At 67.2% G+C, this 15,149-nt stretch carries 15 protein-coding genes and 2 pseudogenes; 6 read left to right on the forward strand and 11 right to left on the reverse strand.

The features are described 5' to 3' along the window. Nucleotides 1-7 precede the first annotated feature (7 nt). The gene (locus AC3B5T_RS19555) at nt 8-1,156 is read right to left on the reverse strand and encodes a zinc-dependent alcohol dehydrogenase (RefSeq protein ID WP_010842559.1); all 1,149 of its coding nucleotides are present in this window, start codon (nt 1,154-1,156) and stop codon (nt 8-10) included. 143 nt (nt 1,157-1,299) lie between these two features. On the opposite strand from AC3B5T_RS19555, the gene AC3B5T_RS19560 reads away from it, so the two are divergent. The 4 genes from AC3B5T_RS19560 (at nt 1,300) to AC3B5T_RS19575 (ending at nt 5,316) form a co-directional block, all read left to right on the forward strand. Beyond that, entirely contained in the window at nt 1,300-2,094 is a 795-nt protein-coding gene (locus AC3B5T_RS19560; protein ID WP_488357839.1) for a PfkB family carbohydrate kinase, read from the forward strand. Next, on the forward strand, nt 2,094-3,194 hold the full coding sequence (locus tag AC3B5T_RS19565; protein WP_488357840.1) for an NAD(P)/FAD-dependent oxidoreductase: 1,101 nt from the start codon (nt 2,094-2,096) through the stop codon (nt 3,192-3,194). Before AC3B5T_RS19560 ends, AC3B5T_RS19565 begins: the two co-directional genes overlap by 1 nt. A gap of 121 nt (nt 3,195-3,315) precedes the next feature. Continuing rightward, nucleotides 3,316-4,815, forward strand: a complete 1,500-nt coding sequence (locus tag AC3B5T_RS19570; RefSeq protein WP_488357841.1) for a flavin-containing monooxygenase — start codon at nt 3,316-3,318, stop codon at nt 4,813-4,815. 51 nt (nt 4,816-4,866) lie between these two features. Further along, complete coding sequence (locus tag AC3B5T_RS19575; protein ID WP_055476010.1) at nt 4,867-5,316, forward strand: DUF1622 domain-containing protein; 450 nt, start codon at nt 4,867-4,869, stop codon at nt 5,314-5,316. A gap of 16 nt (nt 5,317-5,332) precedes the next feature. On the opposite strand, the gene AC3B5T_RS19580 is transcribed toward AC3B5T_RS19575, so the two are convergent. Further along, nucleotides 5,333-6,274: a GlxA family transcriptional regulator gene (locus tag AC3B5T_RS19580; protein WP_055476009.1), complete on the reverse strand. Its 942-nt coding sequence runs from the start codon at nt 6,272-6,274 to the stop codon at nt 5,333-5,335. A 5-nt stretch (nt 6,275-6,279) separates the two neighbouring features. On the opposite strand from AC3B5T_RS19580, the pseudogene AC3B5T_RS19585 reads away from it, so the two are divergent. Continuing rightward, nucleotides 6,280-6,591: pseudogene (locus tag AC3B5T_RS19585) on the forward strand (isochorismatase family protein); the annotation flags it as partial. Between the two features lie 69 nt (nt 6,592-6,660). Here the strand turns inward: AC3B5T_RS19585 and AC3B5T_RS19590 are convergent. The 8 genes and pseudogenes from AC3B5T_RS19590 to AC3B5T_RS19625 all read right to left on the reverse strand — a co-directional run. After that, on the reverse strand, nt 6,661-7,479 hold the full coding sequence (locus AC3B5T_RS19590) for a DUF1206 domain-containing protein (protein WP_014926870.1): 819 nt from the start codon (nt 7,477-7,479) through the stop codon (nt 6,661-6,663). Between the two features lie 79 nt (nt 7,480-7,558). Then, the gene (locus tag AC3B5T_RS19595; protein ID WP_035717335.1) at nt 7,559-8,650 is read right to left on the reverse strand and encodes a YihY/virulence factor BrkB family protein; all 1,092 of its coding nucleotides are present in this window, start codon (nt 8,648-8,650) and stop codon (nt 7,559-7,561) included. Between the two features lie 72 nt (nt 8,651-8,722). Then, entirely contained in the window at nt 8,723-9,448 is a 726-nt protein-coding gene (locus AC3B5T_RS19600) for a lysophospholipid acyltransferase family protein (protein WP_488357843.1), read from the reverse strand. 45 nt (nt 9,449-9,493) lie between these two features. Continuing rightward, nucleotides 9,494-10,537, reverse strand: coding sequence for an NAD(P)-dependent alcohol dehydrogenase (locus tag AC3B5T_RS19605; protein WP_488357844.1), 1,044 nt, complete (start codon nt 10,535-10,537; stop codon nt 9,494-9,496). A 115-nt stretch (nt 10,538-10,652) separates the two neighbouring features. Continuing rightward, on the reverse strand, nt 10,653-11,024 hold the full coding sequence (locus AC3B5T_RS19610; protein ID WP_488357845.1) for a TraR/DksA family transcriptional regulator: 372 nt from the start codon (nt 11,022-11,024) through the stop codon (nt 10,653-10,655). A 26-nt stretch (nt 11,025-11,050) separates the two neighbouring features. After that, nucleotides 11,051-12,586 carry a protein adenylyltransferase SelO gene (locus AC3B5T_RS19615; RefSeq protein WP_488357846.1) on the reverse strand — a complete coding sequence of 512 codons (1,536 nt, stop codon included), beginning with the start codon at nt 12,584-12,586 and terminating at the stop codon, nt 11,051-11,053. 54 nt (nt 12,587-12,640) lie between these two features. After that, a complete protein-coding gene (locus AC3B5T_RS19620; protein ID WP_014926875.1) occupies nt 12,641-12,844 on the reverse strand; it encodes a zinc-ribbon domain-containing protein in 204 nt (67 codons plus the stop codon). Nucleotides 12,845-12,948: 104 nt separating this feature from the next. Beyond that, nucleotides 12,949-13,503, reverse strand: a pseudogene (locus AC3B5T_RS19625) (hypothetical protein); the annotation flags it as partial. Here AC3B5T_RS19625 and AC3B5T_RS19630 point away from each other — a divergent pair. Further along, nucleotides 13,475-14,266: a hypothetical protein gene (locus tag AC3B5T_RS19630; RefSeq protein ID WP_010842544.1), complete on the forward strand. Its 792-nt coding sequence runs from the start codon at nt 13,475-13,477 to the stop codon at nt 14,264-14,266. The pseudogene AC3B5T_RS19625 and the gene AC3B5T_RS19630 overlap by 29 nt on opposite strands. Nucleotides 14,267-14,305: 39 nt before the next feature. Here the strand turns inward: AC3B5T_RS19630 and AC3B5T_RS19635 are convergent, their stop codons facing one another. Further along, nucleotides 14,306-15,145 (reverse strand): helix-turn-helix transcriptional regulator, encoded by an 840-nt coding sequence (locus AC3B5T_RS19635; protein WP_488357847.1) that lies wholly within the window; start codon nt 15,143-15,145, stop codon nt 14,306-14,308. Nucleotides 15,146-15,149: the final 4 nt, after the last annotated feature.

Below are 15,149 nucleotides of genomic sequence, written 5' to 3' on the forward strand. Positions count from 1 at the left end.
TTCCTCCTCAGCCGGCGTCGGCGACGATGATGGGCTTGATGCAGTCATCGAGCTTCGCCGAGAAGATGTGATAACCCTCTGCGATGTGCTCGAGCGGTATGCGATGGGTGACAATGTCATTCGGCTTGAAGTAGCCGTTGCGTATGTGGTCGAACAATCTGGGCCACTGACGTTTCACCGGACATTGGTTCATGTTGAGAGTGAGTCCTTTGTTCATGGCGTCGCCGAACTTCACCGCACTGAACATCGGGCCGTAGGCGCCCATGACCGAGACGGTCCCGCCTTTGCGGACCGAGTCGATGGCCCAATTGAGGGCTATCGGCGATCCGCCCTGGAGCTTGAACTTGGCCGCGGTCACGTGCTGGAGGAAATTGCCGTCGGCCTCGGCGCCCACGGCGTCGATGACGCGATCCGCGCCGATGTTGTCGGTGATCTCCTTGAGGTGGACGATGATGTCGTCGTACTCCGCGAAGTTGTAGGTCTCGGCGTGGGCGAACTGCGCGGCCTGGTCCAGGCGATACTGCAGGTGATCGATGACGATGACCCGTCCCGCGCCCATGAACCAGGCGGACCGCGCGGCGTACAGACCGACCGGTCCGGCGCCGAACACGATGACGGTCTCGCCCTGCCGGATGTCGGCGAGCTGGGCTCCGAAGTACCCGGTGGGGAGGGCGTCGGTCAGCATGAGCGCATCCTCCGGGTCCATCCAGTCCGGTATGACGCTGGGTCCGACATCGGCGAACGGAACACGCACGAACTCGGCCTGTCCGCCGTCGTATCCACCACAGGTGTGCGAATAGCCGTAGATCCCGCCGACGGCGGTGGCGTTCGGATTCACGTTGTGGCAGTTGGAGTACAGGCCCCGCGCGCAGAAGTAGCACGTTCCGCAGTAGATGTTGAACGGGACCATGACCCGGTCGCCGACACCCACGTTCTGGACCGAGCCGCCGACCGCCTCGACGACCCCGACGAACTCGTGTCCGAAGGTCATCCCCGGGCGGGTGTCGGGCATCATCCCGTGATACAGGTGCAGGTCCGAGCCGCAGATCGCGGCATGGGTCACCCGGACGATGGCGTCGTTGGGGTGTTCGATCTGCGGTACAGGCTTCTCCTCGACGCGGACCTTGTAGGGCCCGCGGTAGACCATCGCTCGCATTGTGTCTTGGCTCATGCGCTGCCGGATACCCCGGCGTCCGCGGGACTAATCGCGCTGGAGACACTGCGCGAGAAGACCGGTGTCACGGGCAGGGGTGTACAAAAGGAACCCGAGCCCAGGACAGTCTGCAGGAGGAGATGTCGATGTCAGTGGTGTCCTATGTGATCGCCGGGTCGGAGGCCAGCGGGGGAGCGGGCATCCAGGCCGACCTGCGCACTTTCGCGCAGCTCGGTACCTACGGGGTGGGGACCATCACCTGCATCGTGTCCTTCGACCCGAACAACGACTGGGCGCATCGCTTCGTACCCGTCGAGTCCGAGGTGATCGCCGATCAGATCGAGGTGGCAACCGCTGCGCACGAGCCCGATGTCGTGAAGATCGGCATGCTGGGTACCCCGGCCACGATCTCCACCGTCGCGGCGGCCCTGGCCTCGCGACCGTGGCGCGAGGTCGTCGTCGACCCTGTGCTCATCTGCAAAGGCCAGGAGCCGGGGGCCGCACTCGACACCGACAACGCTCTGCGTTCGGAGATCCTGCCGCTGGCCTCCGTGGTGACCCCGAATCTGTTCGAGGCCGCGACTCTGGCCGGCATGGACGAGCTGACGTCGATCGACGATCTCGGCGAGGCGGCTCACCGCATCCACGACCTGGGGCCGAAGGTCGTCGTCGTGAAGGGTGGGGTCGGACTCCCCGGCGACGAGGCGATCGATGTCGTCTTCGACGGCACGGACGTCACCGTGTTGCGCGCCCCGAAGGTCGGCAACGAGCGTGTCTCCGGGGCCGGGTGTGTGTTCGCCGCGGCCATGACCGCCGAGCTCACCAAGGGGGTCGACGTACTGGACGCGATCCGGACCGCCAAGCAGTTCACGCACGACGGCATCGTCGGTCGCCTGGCCTCGCAGGCCCCCTTCGACGCGGTCTGGCACGGAGGGAAGTAGTGCCCAGGGTCTCCGACGTCGCAGTCGTCGGTGCCGGGATCATCGGCCTGTCGTCCGCTTATCGTCTTGTCCGGCAGGGTCTTTCGGTCACCGTGTACGACGTGGGCCGGCCGGGTTACGGCCAGTCGGCGGGGCAGTCGCGGATCTTCCGGCACGCGCACGACGACCGGCGCCTGGTCGATCTGGCCGTCCGGGCCCGGCACCACTGGGACGTCTGGTCCGACGAGTTCGGGATCCCGCTGATCTCGCCCGACGGTGCCGTGATGCTCGGCGATGCGGTCCCTCGCCGTCGCGGTCTGCTCGAACGGGCCGGAGTGACGGTCGTTCCGCTCGACGCCCAAGGGCTTCGGGAGGTGATGCCCGTGCTGGCGGACTATCAGGGCGAGGCGATGCTCGATGTCGACGGGGGTTCCATCGACACGCGCTCCGCGATCGCGGCACTGAGCGGCCGGTTGTCCGGGACCTTCGTCCACGAGGAGGTTCTCGCGGCGCATTCCGACGGTGGCACCGTCACCATCAGGACACCGACGACAGTGGGGGAGCATGGTGCGGCGGTGATGTGCGCGGGACGCGGAACCGCACCACTGGCCCGGGGCCTCGGTGTGGCGATCCCGGTCCGATTGGGCGCGCACGTTCGGGTCTCGTTCGCGGTGCGGGACAGCGACCTTCGGCTCCCGACGCTTCAGGACGGCAGCGGACACTTCGGTGCGGACGCCGTCTACGCCGCGGGATATCCGGACCGGTCGGCGTATGGGCTGGGCATCGCCGACGACATCGACGCACACGACGACGGAACCCTCGACGACGCGACTCGGTTGGGTGAGCTCGCGGAAGCAGCCGGCCGCTATGTGGCGACTGCACTGCCGGGCCTCGATCCCACACCTCGCGACATCGTGCACTGCTGGGTGACCACTCTCCCGTGGGGTGACGACGGTGTCGCGCTCTGGCGTACCGGACCTGTCGTCGCGGTGGCGGGCCACAACATGTTCAAACACGCACCCGTGATCGGTGAAGCGCTCGCCGAGGCCGTTGTCGCAGGGCGCGTTCCGTCCGGATTTGCGCCCGAGGACAGACTGGGCGGCGTCGCGGACAAGGCATGAGCCTGGTCGACAGCGCCCCGTGAGTCCTGGTCAGCAGGCCGGGCGCGAGGTCGAGACCTCGACCTGACGTCCGTGGTGCATCCTGGAGACTGCACACCATAGTCGACCAGAGGAGTACCGGGTGACGACGACGCCGGACAATGTCGATGTCCTCATCATCGGCGCAGGCATATCGGGTATCGGGGCCGCCCGGTACCTGCGAACCGAGCACCCGGGCAGGACGATCGTCATCGTCGAGGCCAGAGAGTCGGCGGGTGGCACGTGGGATCTGTTCCGGTACCCGGGAATACGGTCGGACTCCGACCTCCACACCTTCGGCTACGCGTTCAAGCCGTGGACCGACAAGCAGGCCATCGCCGACGCACCCCGGATACTCGACTACCTGCACGAGACGATCGAGGAGAACGACCTCGCGCCGCACATCTGCTACGGCCATCGGGTGATCGCGGCGTCGTGGTCGTCCGCCGACGCACGCTGGTCGGTCACCGTCGAGCGCACCGACACCGGTGAACACATCCAGATCAGTGCGCGGTGGATCTTCTGCGGGTCCGGTTATTACGACTACGACGAAGGGTTCAGCCCGGACTTCACCGCGCGCGAGCGGTTCCAGGGACAGATCGTGCATCCTCAGCACTGGCCGGAGGACCTCGACTACACGGACAAGCGGGTCGTGGTGATCGGCAGCGGTGCCACTGCTGTGACGCTGCTGCCGGCGATGGCTGAGCGTGCCGCGCACGTGACGATGCTGCAACGGACACCCACCTACATCATCCCGTTGCCACGCGAGGACGCGATCGCGAACACCCTGAAGAAGGTGTTGGGCGACGAACGCGGTTACGCGTTGACGCGGCAGAAGAACGTCGCCCAGCAGCGGGTGCTGTTCGAACTGTGCCAACGGTTCCCGAAAACCGCCCGCCGGATCATCCGAAAGATCAATCAATCTCAGCTACCGGACGACTATCCGGTGGACACCCATTTCAACCCGCCGTACAACCCCTGGGATCAGCGGTTGTGCGTCGTCCCCGATGCCGACCTGTTCCGGACGATCCGGTCGGGCAAGGCCTCCATCGTCACCGACCGCGTCGAGACGTTCACCGAGACCGGGATCAGGCTGGAGAGCGGCGAGGAGCTCGCCGCCGACATCATCGTCACCGCAACCGGTCTCAACATCAAGATCATCGGCGGAATCGACCTCAGCGTCGACGGCGAGCGGGTGTCACTGCCCGACACCGTCGTCTATCGGGGAATGATGCTGTCCGGGGTGCCCAACTTCGCACTCGCCATCGGGTACACGAACTCGTCGTGGACGCTCAAGATCGGCCTCATCTGCGAGTACTTCTGCAAGCTCCTCGCGCACATGGACGCCGCGGGGTACGACACGGTCTGGGCGGTGGCCGACCCGGACATGCCGACCCGGCCACTCCTCGACTTCGGCGCGGGCTACGTGCAACGAGCGCTCGACACCCTGCCCAAGCAGGGTCCGGAAGCGCCGTGGGTCATGTCCATGAGCTACTACACCGACCGTCGCCTGCTCCGCGGCCACGTGGCCGACGACAATCTGCGATTCGCTGTGGCGGGGGACCGAACCGTTTCGGCGACCACGGCTGCGCCGTCGTCCTGACCCCGTGTCGGAAGAACGGTGCCGGCGAGTTCGGGACCGTACGCTGACCGCATGGAGTTCGAGGAGACCTTCACCGTGGTGGCCGTGGTGTTCGAGGCGGTCGGTGCGCTCGCGATGATCATCGGGTTCGTCGTCGCGATCGTCCTGGGAGCGCGATCCCTGCTCCGTCACGAAGGCGGAGGGGTGGCGTTCTCCGTACTCCGCAACACCCTGGGCGCAGCCATCCTGCTCGGACTCGAGGTATTGGTCGCCGCCGACCTCATCCGCACCATCACCTCCAAACCCTCCATCGAGGACGCGCTGATCCTGGGGATCATCGTCGTGATCCGGACCGTGCTGTCGATGTCCATCCAGATCGAGATCGAAGGGGTACTTCCGTGGCGCCGAGCGCTCCTCACCAGCGGCGGACAACTCCTGGGCCAGGCGGTCGCTCGCGATTCCGCGGCTTCCGCGGCCGCGCGTGAGAACTCCGCGGCCGACGCGCGGCGGACATCGGGCTGACGGCCACGTCCGACGGCTATGTCCGTCGGAACTGTTGCCGGTACCTCGCTGGTGACGTCGCGAACGCGGTCGCGAAGTTCTGCCGCATCGTGACGCTGCTCCCGAATCCGCAGCGACGGGCGATGGTGTCGACGGCCAGGTCCGTGGTCTCCAGCAGCACGCGCGCCGCGTCGAGTCGCTGGGTGAGGACCCACTGTGCGGGGGTGGCGCCGGTCGCGATCTTGAAGTTGCGAACGAAGCTCCGCGTACTCATGCATGCGTGTGCGGCCAATCGCTCGACGGTCAGCGATTCGTCGAGATGCCCCAGCGCCCAGGCGATCACATCACCGATCGGGTTGTCCGCAGGGGTCGTGGGCACGGGACGCCGGGTGTACTGGGCCTGCCCACCGTCACGATGTGGGGCCACCACGAGACTGCGCGCCACGTCGTTGGCGACGTCGGCGCCGAGCCGCTCCCGCACCAGGTGCAGGCATGCGTCCACCGCGGAAACCGTTCCCGCAGAAGTCATCACGTCGCCGTGATCGACGTACAGGACCAACGAGTCGAGGTCAATGTCGGAGTGCCGGGACTTGAGCGCCTCCATCGCAGCCCAGTGGGTCACCGCGGTCCGGCCGGCCAGGAGACCCGAGTCCGCAACGGCCACGGCCCCGAGGCACAAGCCCACGATGGTGGCGCCGCGGGCGTGCGCCGCGGTCAGCAGTTCGTCGAGACGGGCGTCGAGCTCCGGCAGATCCTCCGGCCAGGACGGCACCACGACGATGTCCGCCGTGGCGGCGGCGTCGGGACCGGACAGTCCACTCAGGCGGTAGCCCTCGGCGAGGGTGACCGCATTCTCGGTGAAACTCCACAGCGTGGTCGTCCACGGCGTACGTGGCGACACCCGGCGCACTTCGCCGAACACCAGCTGGGGTGCGGCCAGATGGAAGCTCGATACGCCGTCGAAGGCGTAGATGGCGATGTACCCAGTACCCGCCGCGCGAGACGAGCGTGCGCAACATCGCGCGAATCATCGACCATGCGGTCGCGAACGCCGTCCCGGTCGTCGTCGTCCGCCACACGCTGCCGTCAGAGGCTCCGGTGTTCGCCGAGGGGAGCGATGCCTGGCAATTGCATCCCGAGGTCGCCCGACGGGTCGATCCGAGTTGGAAGTCGGTGCACATGAACGTCGGAAGCGTGTTCGGCGGCACCGACCTCGCCGAGTGGCTGCGGGCCGAGGGCGTGGACACGATCACCCTCGTCGGCTACATGACCAACAATTGCGACCTCGCGTCGGCGCTGGAGGGGCAGAACGTCTTCGGTGCCTGACCCCCTCCTCGCGGTTCAGGTGGATCACATCCGTGTGGATCACATCCGTGCGTACCGCGCCAGCCAGTAGCAGTACACGCCGTACGCGGCGATACCCACCGCTGCCAACACCATCAAGACCTGGCCCGCCGGCAGGCCCGCGAGAGATTTGACCGCACCGTCGATCCCCGTGGCCTTCGAGGGATCTGCGGTCGCGACCGCGACGATCACCAGGATGCCGGTACCGGCGAGGACGACACCTTTGCCGCAGTAGCCGACCACGCCGGCAACCGTCGCAGCCTTGTCGCCGGAGATGGTGAGATCGTCGAGGAACGATCGGCTGGCTCCCTTGTACACGTGGTAGATCCCGACCCCAATGATGATCAGGCCGGCTGCGACGAGAACGAATTTGCCTCCGCCCGACTGCAGGAGCCGAGCTGTCAGACCGGCGTTCTCCTGACCGCTCGACTTCCCCTGACCTGTCGCGAAACGGATTGCCGACCAAGCGAAACCGACGTAGACGACGGCCAGCGACAGCGCCTTTCCGCGGTCGAACCACTGCTCGGCACCGTCGCTGTCCTCGCCCGGTTCGGTCGCGTGTGGCCCCACAATGGCCTCGGCGAGTCGCCACAGGGCGAGGGCGGCGAACGCAACCGCGGCGACCCACAGCACGATTCGCCCACCCGACGAGTCGGCGAAGATGCCCAGGGCCCCTGACTGGTCGGCGTTTCCACCCCCGCCGAAGGCGAGGCGAAGGACGATGTAGGCGATCAGCAGATGGAGCAGCCCGCTGACCGCGTGCCCGGCGCGGGCGAGGCGCTCGAACCACGGGCTGTCGGTGGCGCGGTCCACCGCGCCGGTCACTTGATTGCGGCTCATCGTGCCACGTCCCTTCCGCCGATCGACCGAGCTCGTGCCCGGCCGGTCCCATTGACGTTACGGGGTGCCACCCGACGGCTCAGTTCCCCTGCGAGTTGCGAAGCGCCCGCGCCTGTTCGATGAACTTCTGATCCTTCTCATCGTTCTTGTCCGAGGCCGTGGTGTCCCGCGGCGGCAGTTGCAGGTGCTCCTCGGCGGGCATACCCGCCTGGAGCTGCCGGCCGCGCTCGAGTTCCGAGTCGAACTCGGCGCCGAACAGCAGGGCGAGGTTCGTCAGCCACAACCACAGCAGGAACACGATGACCCCGGCGAGTGCCCCGTAGGTCTTGTTGTAGCTGCCGAAGTTCGACACATACAGCGCAAACGCGGCCGACGCGACGATCCACGTCACGATGGCGAGCACCGCACCGGCACTGATCCAACGGAACTTCGGCTGCTGCACGTTCGGCGTCGCCCAGTACAGGATCGCGACGATCAGGATGACGAACAGCAGCAGGATGGGCCACCGAACGATGTTCCACACGGTGAGCGCGGTGTCGCCGAGCCCGACGGCGTCACCGATCGATTTCGCGATCGGCCCGCTGATCGCGAGCATCAGTGCCACCGCCGCCGCGAGAACAAGCGCCACGAGTGTCACCAGCAGCATGATGGGACGCAACTTCCAGATGGGGCGGCCCTCGTCGATCTCGTACATGCGGTTCATGGCGCGGCCGAAGGCTCCCACGTATCCCGATGCGGACCACAGCGCGCCGAGCAGACCGAGCACGAGTGCGAAACCGGCGCTGGGCGCGGCGACGAGTTGTTCGACGGGCCCTCGCAACGTGTCCACCGCCGACGACGGGCCGATGTCGTCGACCATCTGCAGGACTGCGTCGGTCGTCTTCTCGCCCTGGCCGAACACGCCGAGCAGCGAGACCAGCGCGAGCAGCGCCGGGAACAGCGACAGCACCGAGTAGTACGTCAACGCCGCGGCGAGGTCGGTGCACTGGTCGCGAGAGAACTCGCGAGCGGTCTTCTTCAGTACGAAGAGCATCGACGGCTTGGTCAGGTCGGTCGGCGAGTCCGGCTTACGCGGGTCGTCGGGATCGGCCGAATCGGGGTCGTCGCGAACGTCCCGGTCGCCCGCGACCGGATCTCGCTCAGCTGGGTCGGCGGCGTCATCTCGTTGCATCTCCTGCGCATATCCCTCGGGCACGCAAGCCAAACCCGATCGACGTCGTCAACCCCCACCGGGCGTTCGGGGTCAGCGCGCGAGGGCGCACGCGTCGTCGACCGCACGTTGCAGATCACGCTGGATCCACCGCGTCACCGCAGCCGGCGTCTCGTCGCGATGAGCGCGGAGGTCCATCGGGTCGCCCAACGCGACGACGGGGCGTCCGCCTCCGCTCGGATAGGCGATACCCGCGGACACCATCCACACCTCGACGTCGTTCCGCAGGGCGCGATGGGCGATGTGCCCGATCCCGGTACCGAGTCGCTGAACCTGGGTGGGGTCACCCTCGTTGCAGGTTCCCTCCGGGAACACCGCGATGCTGTCACCGCGGGCCATCCGTTCGACGCAGACGCCGATCATCCGACGCCCCGCATCCGCGGCCGCGCGCACCCCGTGGTCCTTGCTGCGGAAGACCGGGATCCCGCCCAGGGTGTCGATCTTCCTACGCTGCTCCGGATCCTCGAACAATTCGTCCTTCGCGAGGACCCGCAGACTGCCGATCCGCCGTCGCAAGGGTGAGCGGAACCCGGCTGCGGCGAGGACCAACGGGTCCCGCTCGGAGACGTGGTTGGCCGCAATGAGCATCGGCACCCCGGTGCGGACGGTGCGGCTGAGCCGGTCCCGCGAGCGAAAGCGAACGACCGGCCGAATCCGGGCGGCGAGCACGCCGTACATCATCCGCGCCCGGGTTCGGTCCTGCTGATGGACGAGGTAGTGCTCGTACACAGCCTGCGACTCGGACAGCTCGACTCTCACCTAAGTTACGGTACCGTAGGTTGTGACGGCGCGATGCGGTTCTGGTCAGTCCGGGACGACGACCGCCCGTCCGCGCAACTCATTCGCAGCGAGTCGTCGGTACGCCTCGAGCCCGTCGTCGAGGGAGAACTTCTCCACGGCGACCTCCAGCACACCGTCGCGAGCGAGGTCGAGTACCTCGATCAGCTCATCCCGAGCGCCCCAGTAGGGGGCGCGCACCGACACCTCGTACGGCTGCGAGAAGAATCCCACCTTGGCAGCGGCGACGCCGTCACCGATGCCCACGATCACGACGTCACCCATCGTGCCGACGACCCCCATCGCGGTGTCGAGCGTCGGTTGGAGTCCGACGAAGTCGAATACGGCTGTGGCCCCGTCGTTTCCGGTGATCGACCGGACATTCGCCACGGCGTCGGCATCGCTGAGGACTGTCTCATGGGCGCCCACCTCGCGCGCGAACGCGAGCTTGTCCTCGCTGACATCGAGAGCGATGATCCGCGCCGGGGTCAGGTGCCTCAGCAGCTGAATCCCGATGTGTCCCAGACCGCCGGCACCGATCACGACCGCCGTTGTGCCGCCGACGAGCTTCGGCAGCGATGGTCTGATCGCGTGGTAGGGGGTGAGCCCGGCATCCGTGAGCGGGACCGCCGCGATCGGGTCGAGATCACCGAGCGGCACGAGATGACGAGCGTCGTCGACGATCATGTACTCCGCCATCGCGCCCTCGTTGCCGAGTCCGGGTGGGGCGATGCCGAGTTCGGCGGCGCGAGTGCAGTAGTTCTCGAGCCCCCGCGAACAGAAATGGCAGACACCGCAACCCCACGGGCCGTAGACCGCGACCGCCGTCCCCTCGGTGAGTGTCGTGACGCCACTACCGATTTCGGCGACCACGCCTGCGCCCTCATGCCCGAGCGTCATCGGCAACGGATAAGGGAAACCCTCTGCGGGCATGTTGAGCACGAAATCGTCGGAGTGGCATGCACCGGCAGCGGTCACCTTCAGGAGCACCTGTCCGGGACCGGGTGTCGGCTTGTCGACCTCACGGAGCTCTGGCGGACTTCCTGGCTTGATGATCTGGATTGCTTTCATGCCGGACACCCTTCGGTTCGAGTAGTTCGCGTGCTCTCCCGCCCTCCGGTCTACCCCCGTATGGCCAGACGCGCATGGGTCTACGGCGAACCGGACATGAATTCCTGGTCGGATCTCACCATCGCCGCGACGGGCTCCGAGCCGCACAGCGTACGCACTGCCGGGCGGCCGGCAGCACCTCGAGGCGCTCGGCACCGATCGGTGCGCCGCATGTCTCGCAACGCCCGTACGCACCGGAGCCGACACGATCCAGCGCGGCACCGATCTCGTCGAGCCGAACCCGCGATCGTTCCAACTGGGCAACCAGGTGTCCGCGTTCGACCGCCAGCGTCGAACCCTCCGGATCGTGCTCGTCGTCGGCTGCCGCGTCGCTCGTCGCCTCGAGGACGGCAGCAAGGCGGGTCGACAACGACTCGATCAGTGCGGCGGTACGTTCCCTCTCGGCGACCAGTGCATCGCGGGAGTCGACGTCCTCACTCGGGTTCACAGTGCGCCCATCCGACGGCGTCTCGCTCAGGTACCGCAGAAGGTCTGGAAGGTGTCGCTGAACGCCTGCGGGGCCGGTGCCGCGTAGTGAGCCCAGTCCATGCGACGTTCGAACGGATGCGTGACCGCGGTCAGCAACCGGCCGAACGGTTCCAGATCTCCCTCGGTCGCGGCACGCAGGGCAGCATCGACCTGGTGATTCCGTGGGATGTAGACCGGGTTGACACGGTCCATCGCCGCGGCGACCGCCTCGGGCTCGCGGCCGGCACCGGCCAGTGCACCTCGCCACCGTTCGAGCCATGGACCGATGTGCTCGCGGGGAATGAGGCTGGTGATCGGGACCTGGTCGCCGCGGAGCTCGTCGGCCAGCGCCCGGAAGGTGCCCGTCCAGTCGGCGCGCTGGTCGCGCATCAGGGTCAGAAGGTCGGCGATCAGGTCGGGTTCGGCAGACACATCGTCCAGTCCGATCTTCGACGCCATGCCGGTGATGAAATGTCGTTCGTAGCGCGCCTCGTAGGTGGTCAGCACCTCGGTCGCCGCAGTGATCGCGTCGTCGGGCGTCGGCGCCATGAACCTGAGCAGGGTTTCGGCGAACCGGGCCAGGTTCCACTTCAGGACGGCGGGCTGATTCCCGTATGCGTATCGACCGGCATGGTCGATCGAGCTGAACACCGCTGACGGATCGAACGCATCGAGGAAGGCGCAGGGGCCGTAGTCGATGGTCTCTCCGGAGATCGTGGTGTTGTCGGTGTTCATCACCCCGTGGACGAAGCCGACGAGCATCCACTGGGCCACCAGGGCCGCCTGACGTTCGAGAACGGCTTCGAAGAACGCGACGTAGCGGCTGTGGTCGCCGGGTTCCGACGCCGCGGCGAGTTCCGGATAGTGACGGTCGATCGCGTAATCGGCCAGTTGCTGCGTCAGGTCGGTGTTACGCGCGGCGTATTCGAAGGTTCCCACGCGGAGATGGCTGGCGGCGATCCGGGCCAGCACCGCGCCGGGTTCGGCACCGGTGCGCTGGATGTCGCGCCCGGTGGCCACGACCGACAGCGAGCGCGTCGTCGGGATGCCCAGCGCATGCATCGCCTCACTGACGAGGTACTCGCGCAGCATCGGCCCCACCACGGCGAACCCGTCGCCGCCTCGAGAGAACGGAGTGCGCCCAGAACCCTTGAGCTGCAGGTCCACTCGTCGACCGTGGCGATCGACGAGCTCTCCCAACAGCAAGGCCCGACCGTCGCCGAGAAGTGGGGTGTAACCGCCGAACTGGTGCCCGGAGTAAGCCGTCGCGACGGGGACGGCGTCGACAGGGGCGGCCGCACCCGCCAGGAGCGCGATGCCGTCGTCGGTTCGGAGGGCGTCGGTGTCGAGCTCGAGGTCGGCAGCGAGTGCCTCGTTGACGACCAGCAGGCGCGGTGCGGGTGCATCGGCGCCCTGCCACGGCACGGTGAGTGGCGTCAGCGCATCGACGAAAGTGCGCTTGAAGCCGGCGATCGCGGCACTCGTGCGTGCGGGGGAATCAGGAGAGGCGGACACCCTACCGAGGGTAACCAGTTTCGCCATCGGCAAACCGGGTGCGCGGTCGGAACCGTCCGGTTCGCCGGCCTCGGACGGCCGTCAGACAGCCAGTGCCGCGCCACAGATGCCGCACGCCTCGAAGTTGCGTCGATTCCACCGGGCGATCGGAATGAAGAAGACACTGAACTGTGAGTACTCACGCATCCTCGCCCACTGGGTGGTGTTGTGGCAGCGGGGACACGCGCGGGTCTGACCCGCGCCGAGATGCTTTTGCCTACGGCCATATCCGAACAAGAAGAACACACCGCCATGGTAGAGATCCCGGCGGCGACTGGACGTGTGCGCAGCACCAGTTCCTCTCCGATCCCGGACCCGCGGAACGTCGGCCGGACATACAGGTGGCCGAGGTAGCCCCATCGGCCGCCGGCGGCCCGGCGCGGACTGGGCATCCGGATGTGCTCGGTCAAGCACACCATTCCGATTGCGAGTTCATGTGTGCCGGCGGTCCAGACCGTTCGCCGGTCGTCGCCGAGCCAGGTCGCGACCGCGGCGACGAAGTCCACGTCGCCCTGCCATGGTCCGACTGTGGCATCGGTCTCGCGCGCCCACTCCCACCGAAGTTCGGCCACTTGTTCCGCGCTTCGACAGCGGTGTATTCCCACTCCGTCCCGATCGGTCACCCCCCAAGGGTGACCGATGTTCCGCGTCCGCCGTACGACGACGCCACGTTCTCGCCCGGCCACGCGCGTTTCACTCCGGTGAAGGCGCGGCGTCGATCGGGTTCCGCGACGAGAATGGACACCGTCGGAGGTAGCGTCGCCCACTCGGCGACGCGGCCGTCGCGATGCCGGGAATCGGTAGGCTCGATGGTGACCGAATTGTCGGTCTGATGACGACAACGGCGGGCCGCGGACACGCAAACCGGAGGGAAGCATGGAAGCACTGATACTGATTGCCGTCATCGTCGTGATCGTCGTCGGGGTGGTGGTCTTCGCACAGCAGCGTTCCGGCGCCAACGCGGCCCGCACACTGGACGACGCGAAGGCCGACGCGCGGCAAGCCATCGAACGACTCGGGGGACAGGTGTTCATGCTGGTCGGCGACGGCCCGGCGTCGAAGCAAGCGCTCGCCGACGCGGGGGAGCGCTACACCGCGGCAGGGTCCCAGATCGAGCAGGCCAACTCGCCGACGCAGGCCCGGCTGGCCAAGCAGACCGCGATCGAGGGTCTCTATTACATCCGGGCCGCCCGCGCGGCGATGAATCTCGACCCCGGACCGGCCATCCCCGAACTCGACGGTCAGAAGAGTGCGGGTGCGGTCACCGAGGATCGCACCGTGGAGTTCGAGGGACGACAAGTCGCGGCATCGCCGAATCCGTCGGCGCAGACCCCGAATTACTACCCCGGCGGTCGTGTCGCGGGTCGGCCGGTTCCCGCCGGTTGGTACTCGGAGCCGTGGTGGAAACCGGCTCTGGTGGCCGGCGCCTGGGGACTCGGGTCGATGTTCTTGTTCTCGGCGATGTTCTCCGGGATGGCGGGCGTGCCCTACGACGCGCAGGGATTCGAGAGCGGCGCCGGCGACGGTTCCGAAGCGGGTGCGCTCGAGGGCGGCGGCGACTCCGGCGACTTCGGCGGTGGCGATTCCGGAGGCGGTGATTCCGGCGACTTCGGCGGTGGAGGAAGCGATTTCGGCGGCGGCGACTTCGGCGGTGGATTCGACTTCTGAGCGCTCTCCCTGGGGTCTCCCGGCTACCCTGAGGACCGCTCAGGTCGCTGTCGGTGCGGCGACGACGGAGAGCAGCCGGAGCTTCTCCGCGCTCGCGCTACCCGGTGTCGCGGTGTAGACGAGGAGTGAGTGCGAACACCGCGGGTCGACGAGGATCTGGCAACTCAGCTCCAGGAACCCGACCTCGGGGTGCTCGTACCGCTTGAGCTCCCGAGGTGCGATGCCCACTTCGTGCCATGCCCAGATGTCGCGGAACTCCTCGCTCTCGGCGCGGAGTCGTTCCGCCAGTGACGCCGCGTAGGAATCAGGGCCACGGAGCGCCATGACTCCGCGGAGCCCCGACACGTACATCCGCGAGTAGAACTGATGGTCCTCGGCAGGGTGCAACCGGCGACAACCGGCGTCGGTGAACCACCGATAGCCGATGCTTCGCGCGGGACCGTCGAACCGCGTGAGGTCGCCGACGAGGGCGACCCCGAGACGGTTCTGGCGCAACGTTTCACCGAGTTCGGTGACGATCTCGGCCGGAGTGTCGTCGAGTCGGTCGAAAATGCGCATCATGCCCGGGGCGACGTGCTCGCGGTCGGAGCCCGCAATCGGCGGCTGGTGGCCGGCGAGGAGGAACAGATGGTCTCGCTCCGCGCGCGAGAGGTGCAAACCCTGGGCGATGGCGGCGATCATCTGCGGCGACGGCTGCGGGCCGCGCTCTCGTTCGAGCCGCGAGTAGTAGTCGGTGGACATGTGACTCAACGCCGCGACCTCCTCGCGACGGAGGCCACCTGTGCGACGCCGTTGTCCACGCGGCAGTCCCACGTCTTCGGGTTGCAGCGCGGCGCGCCTCACCCGGAGAAAGTCTGCGAGGCCCGGTCGATCGATCATGTGG

Source organism: Gordonia sp. G4 (assembly GCF_057770005.1).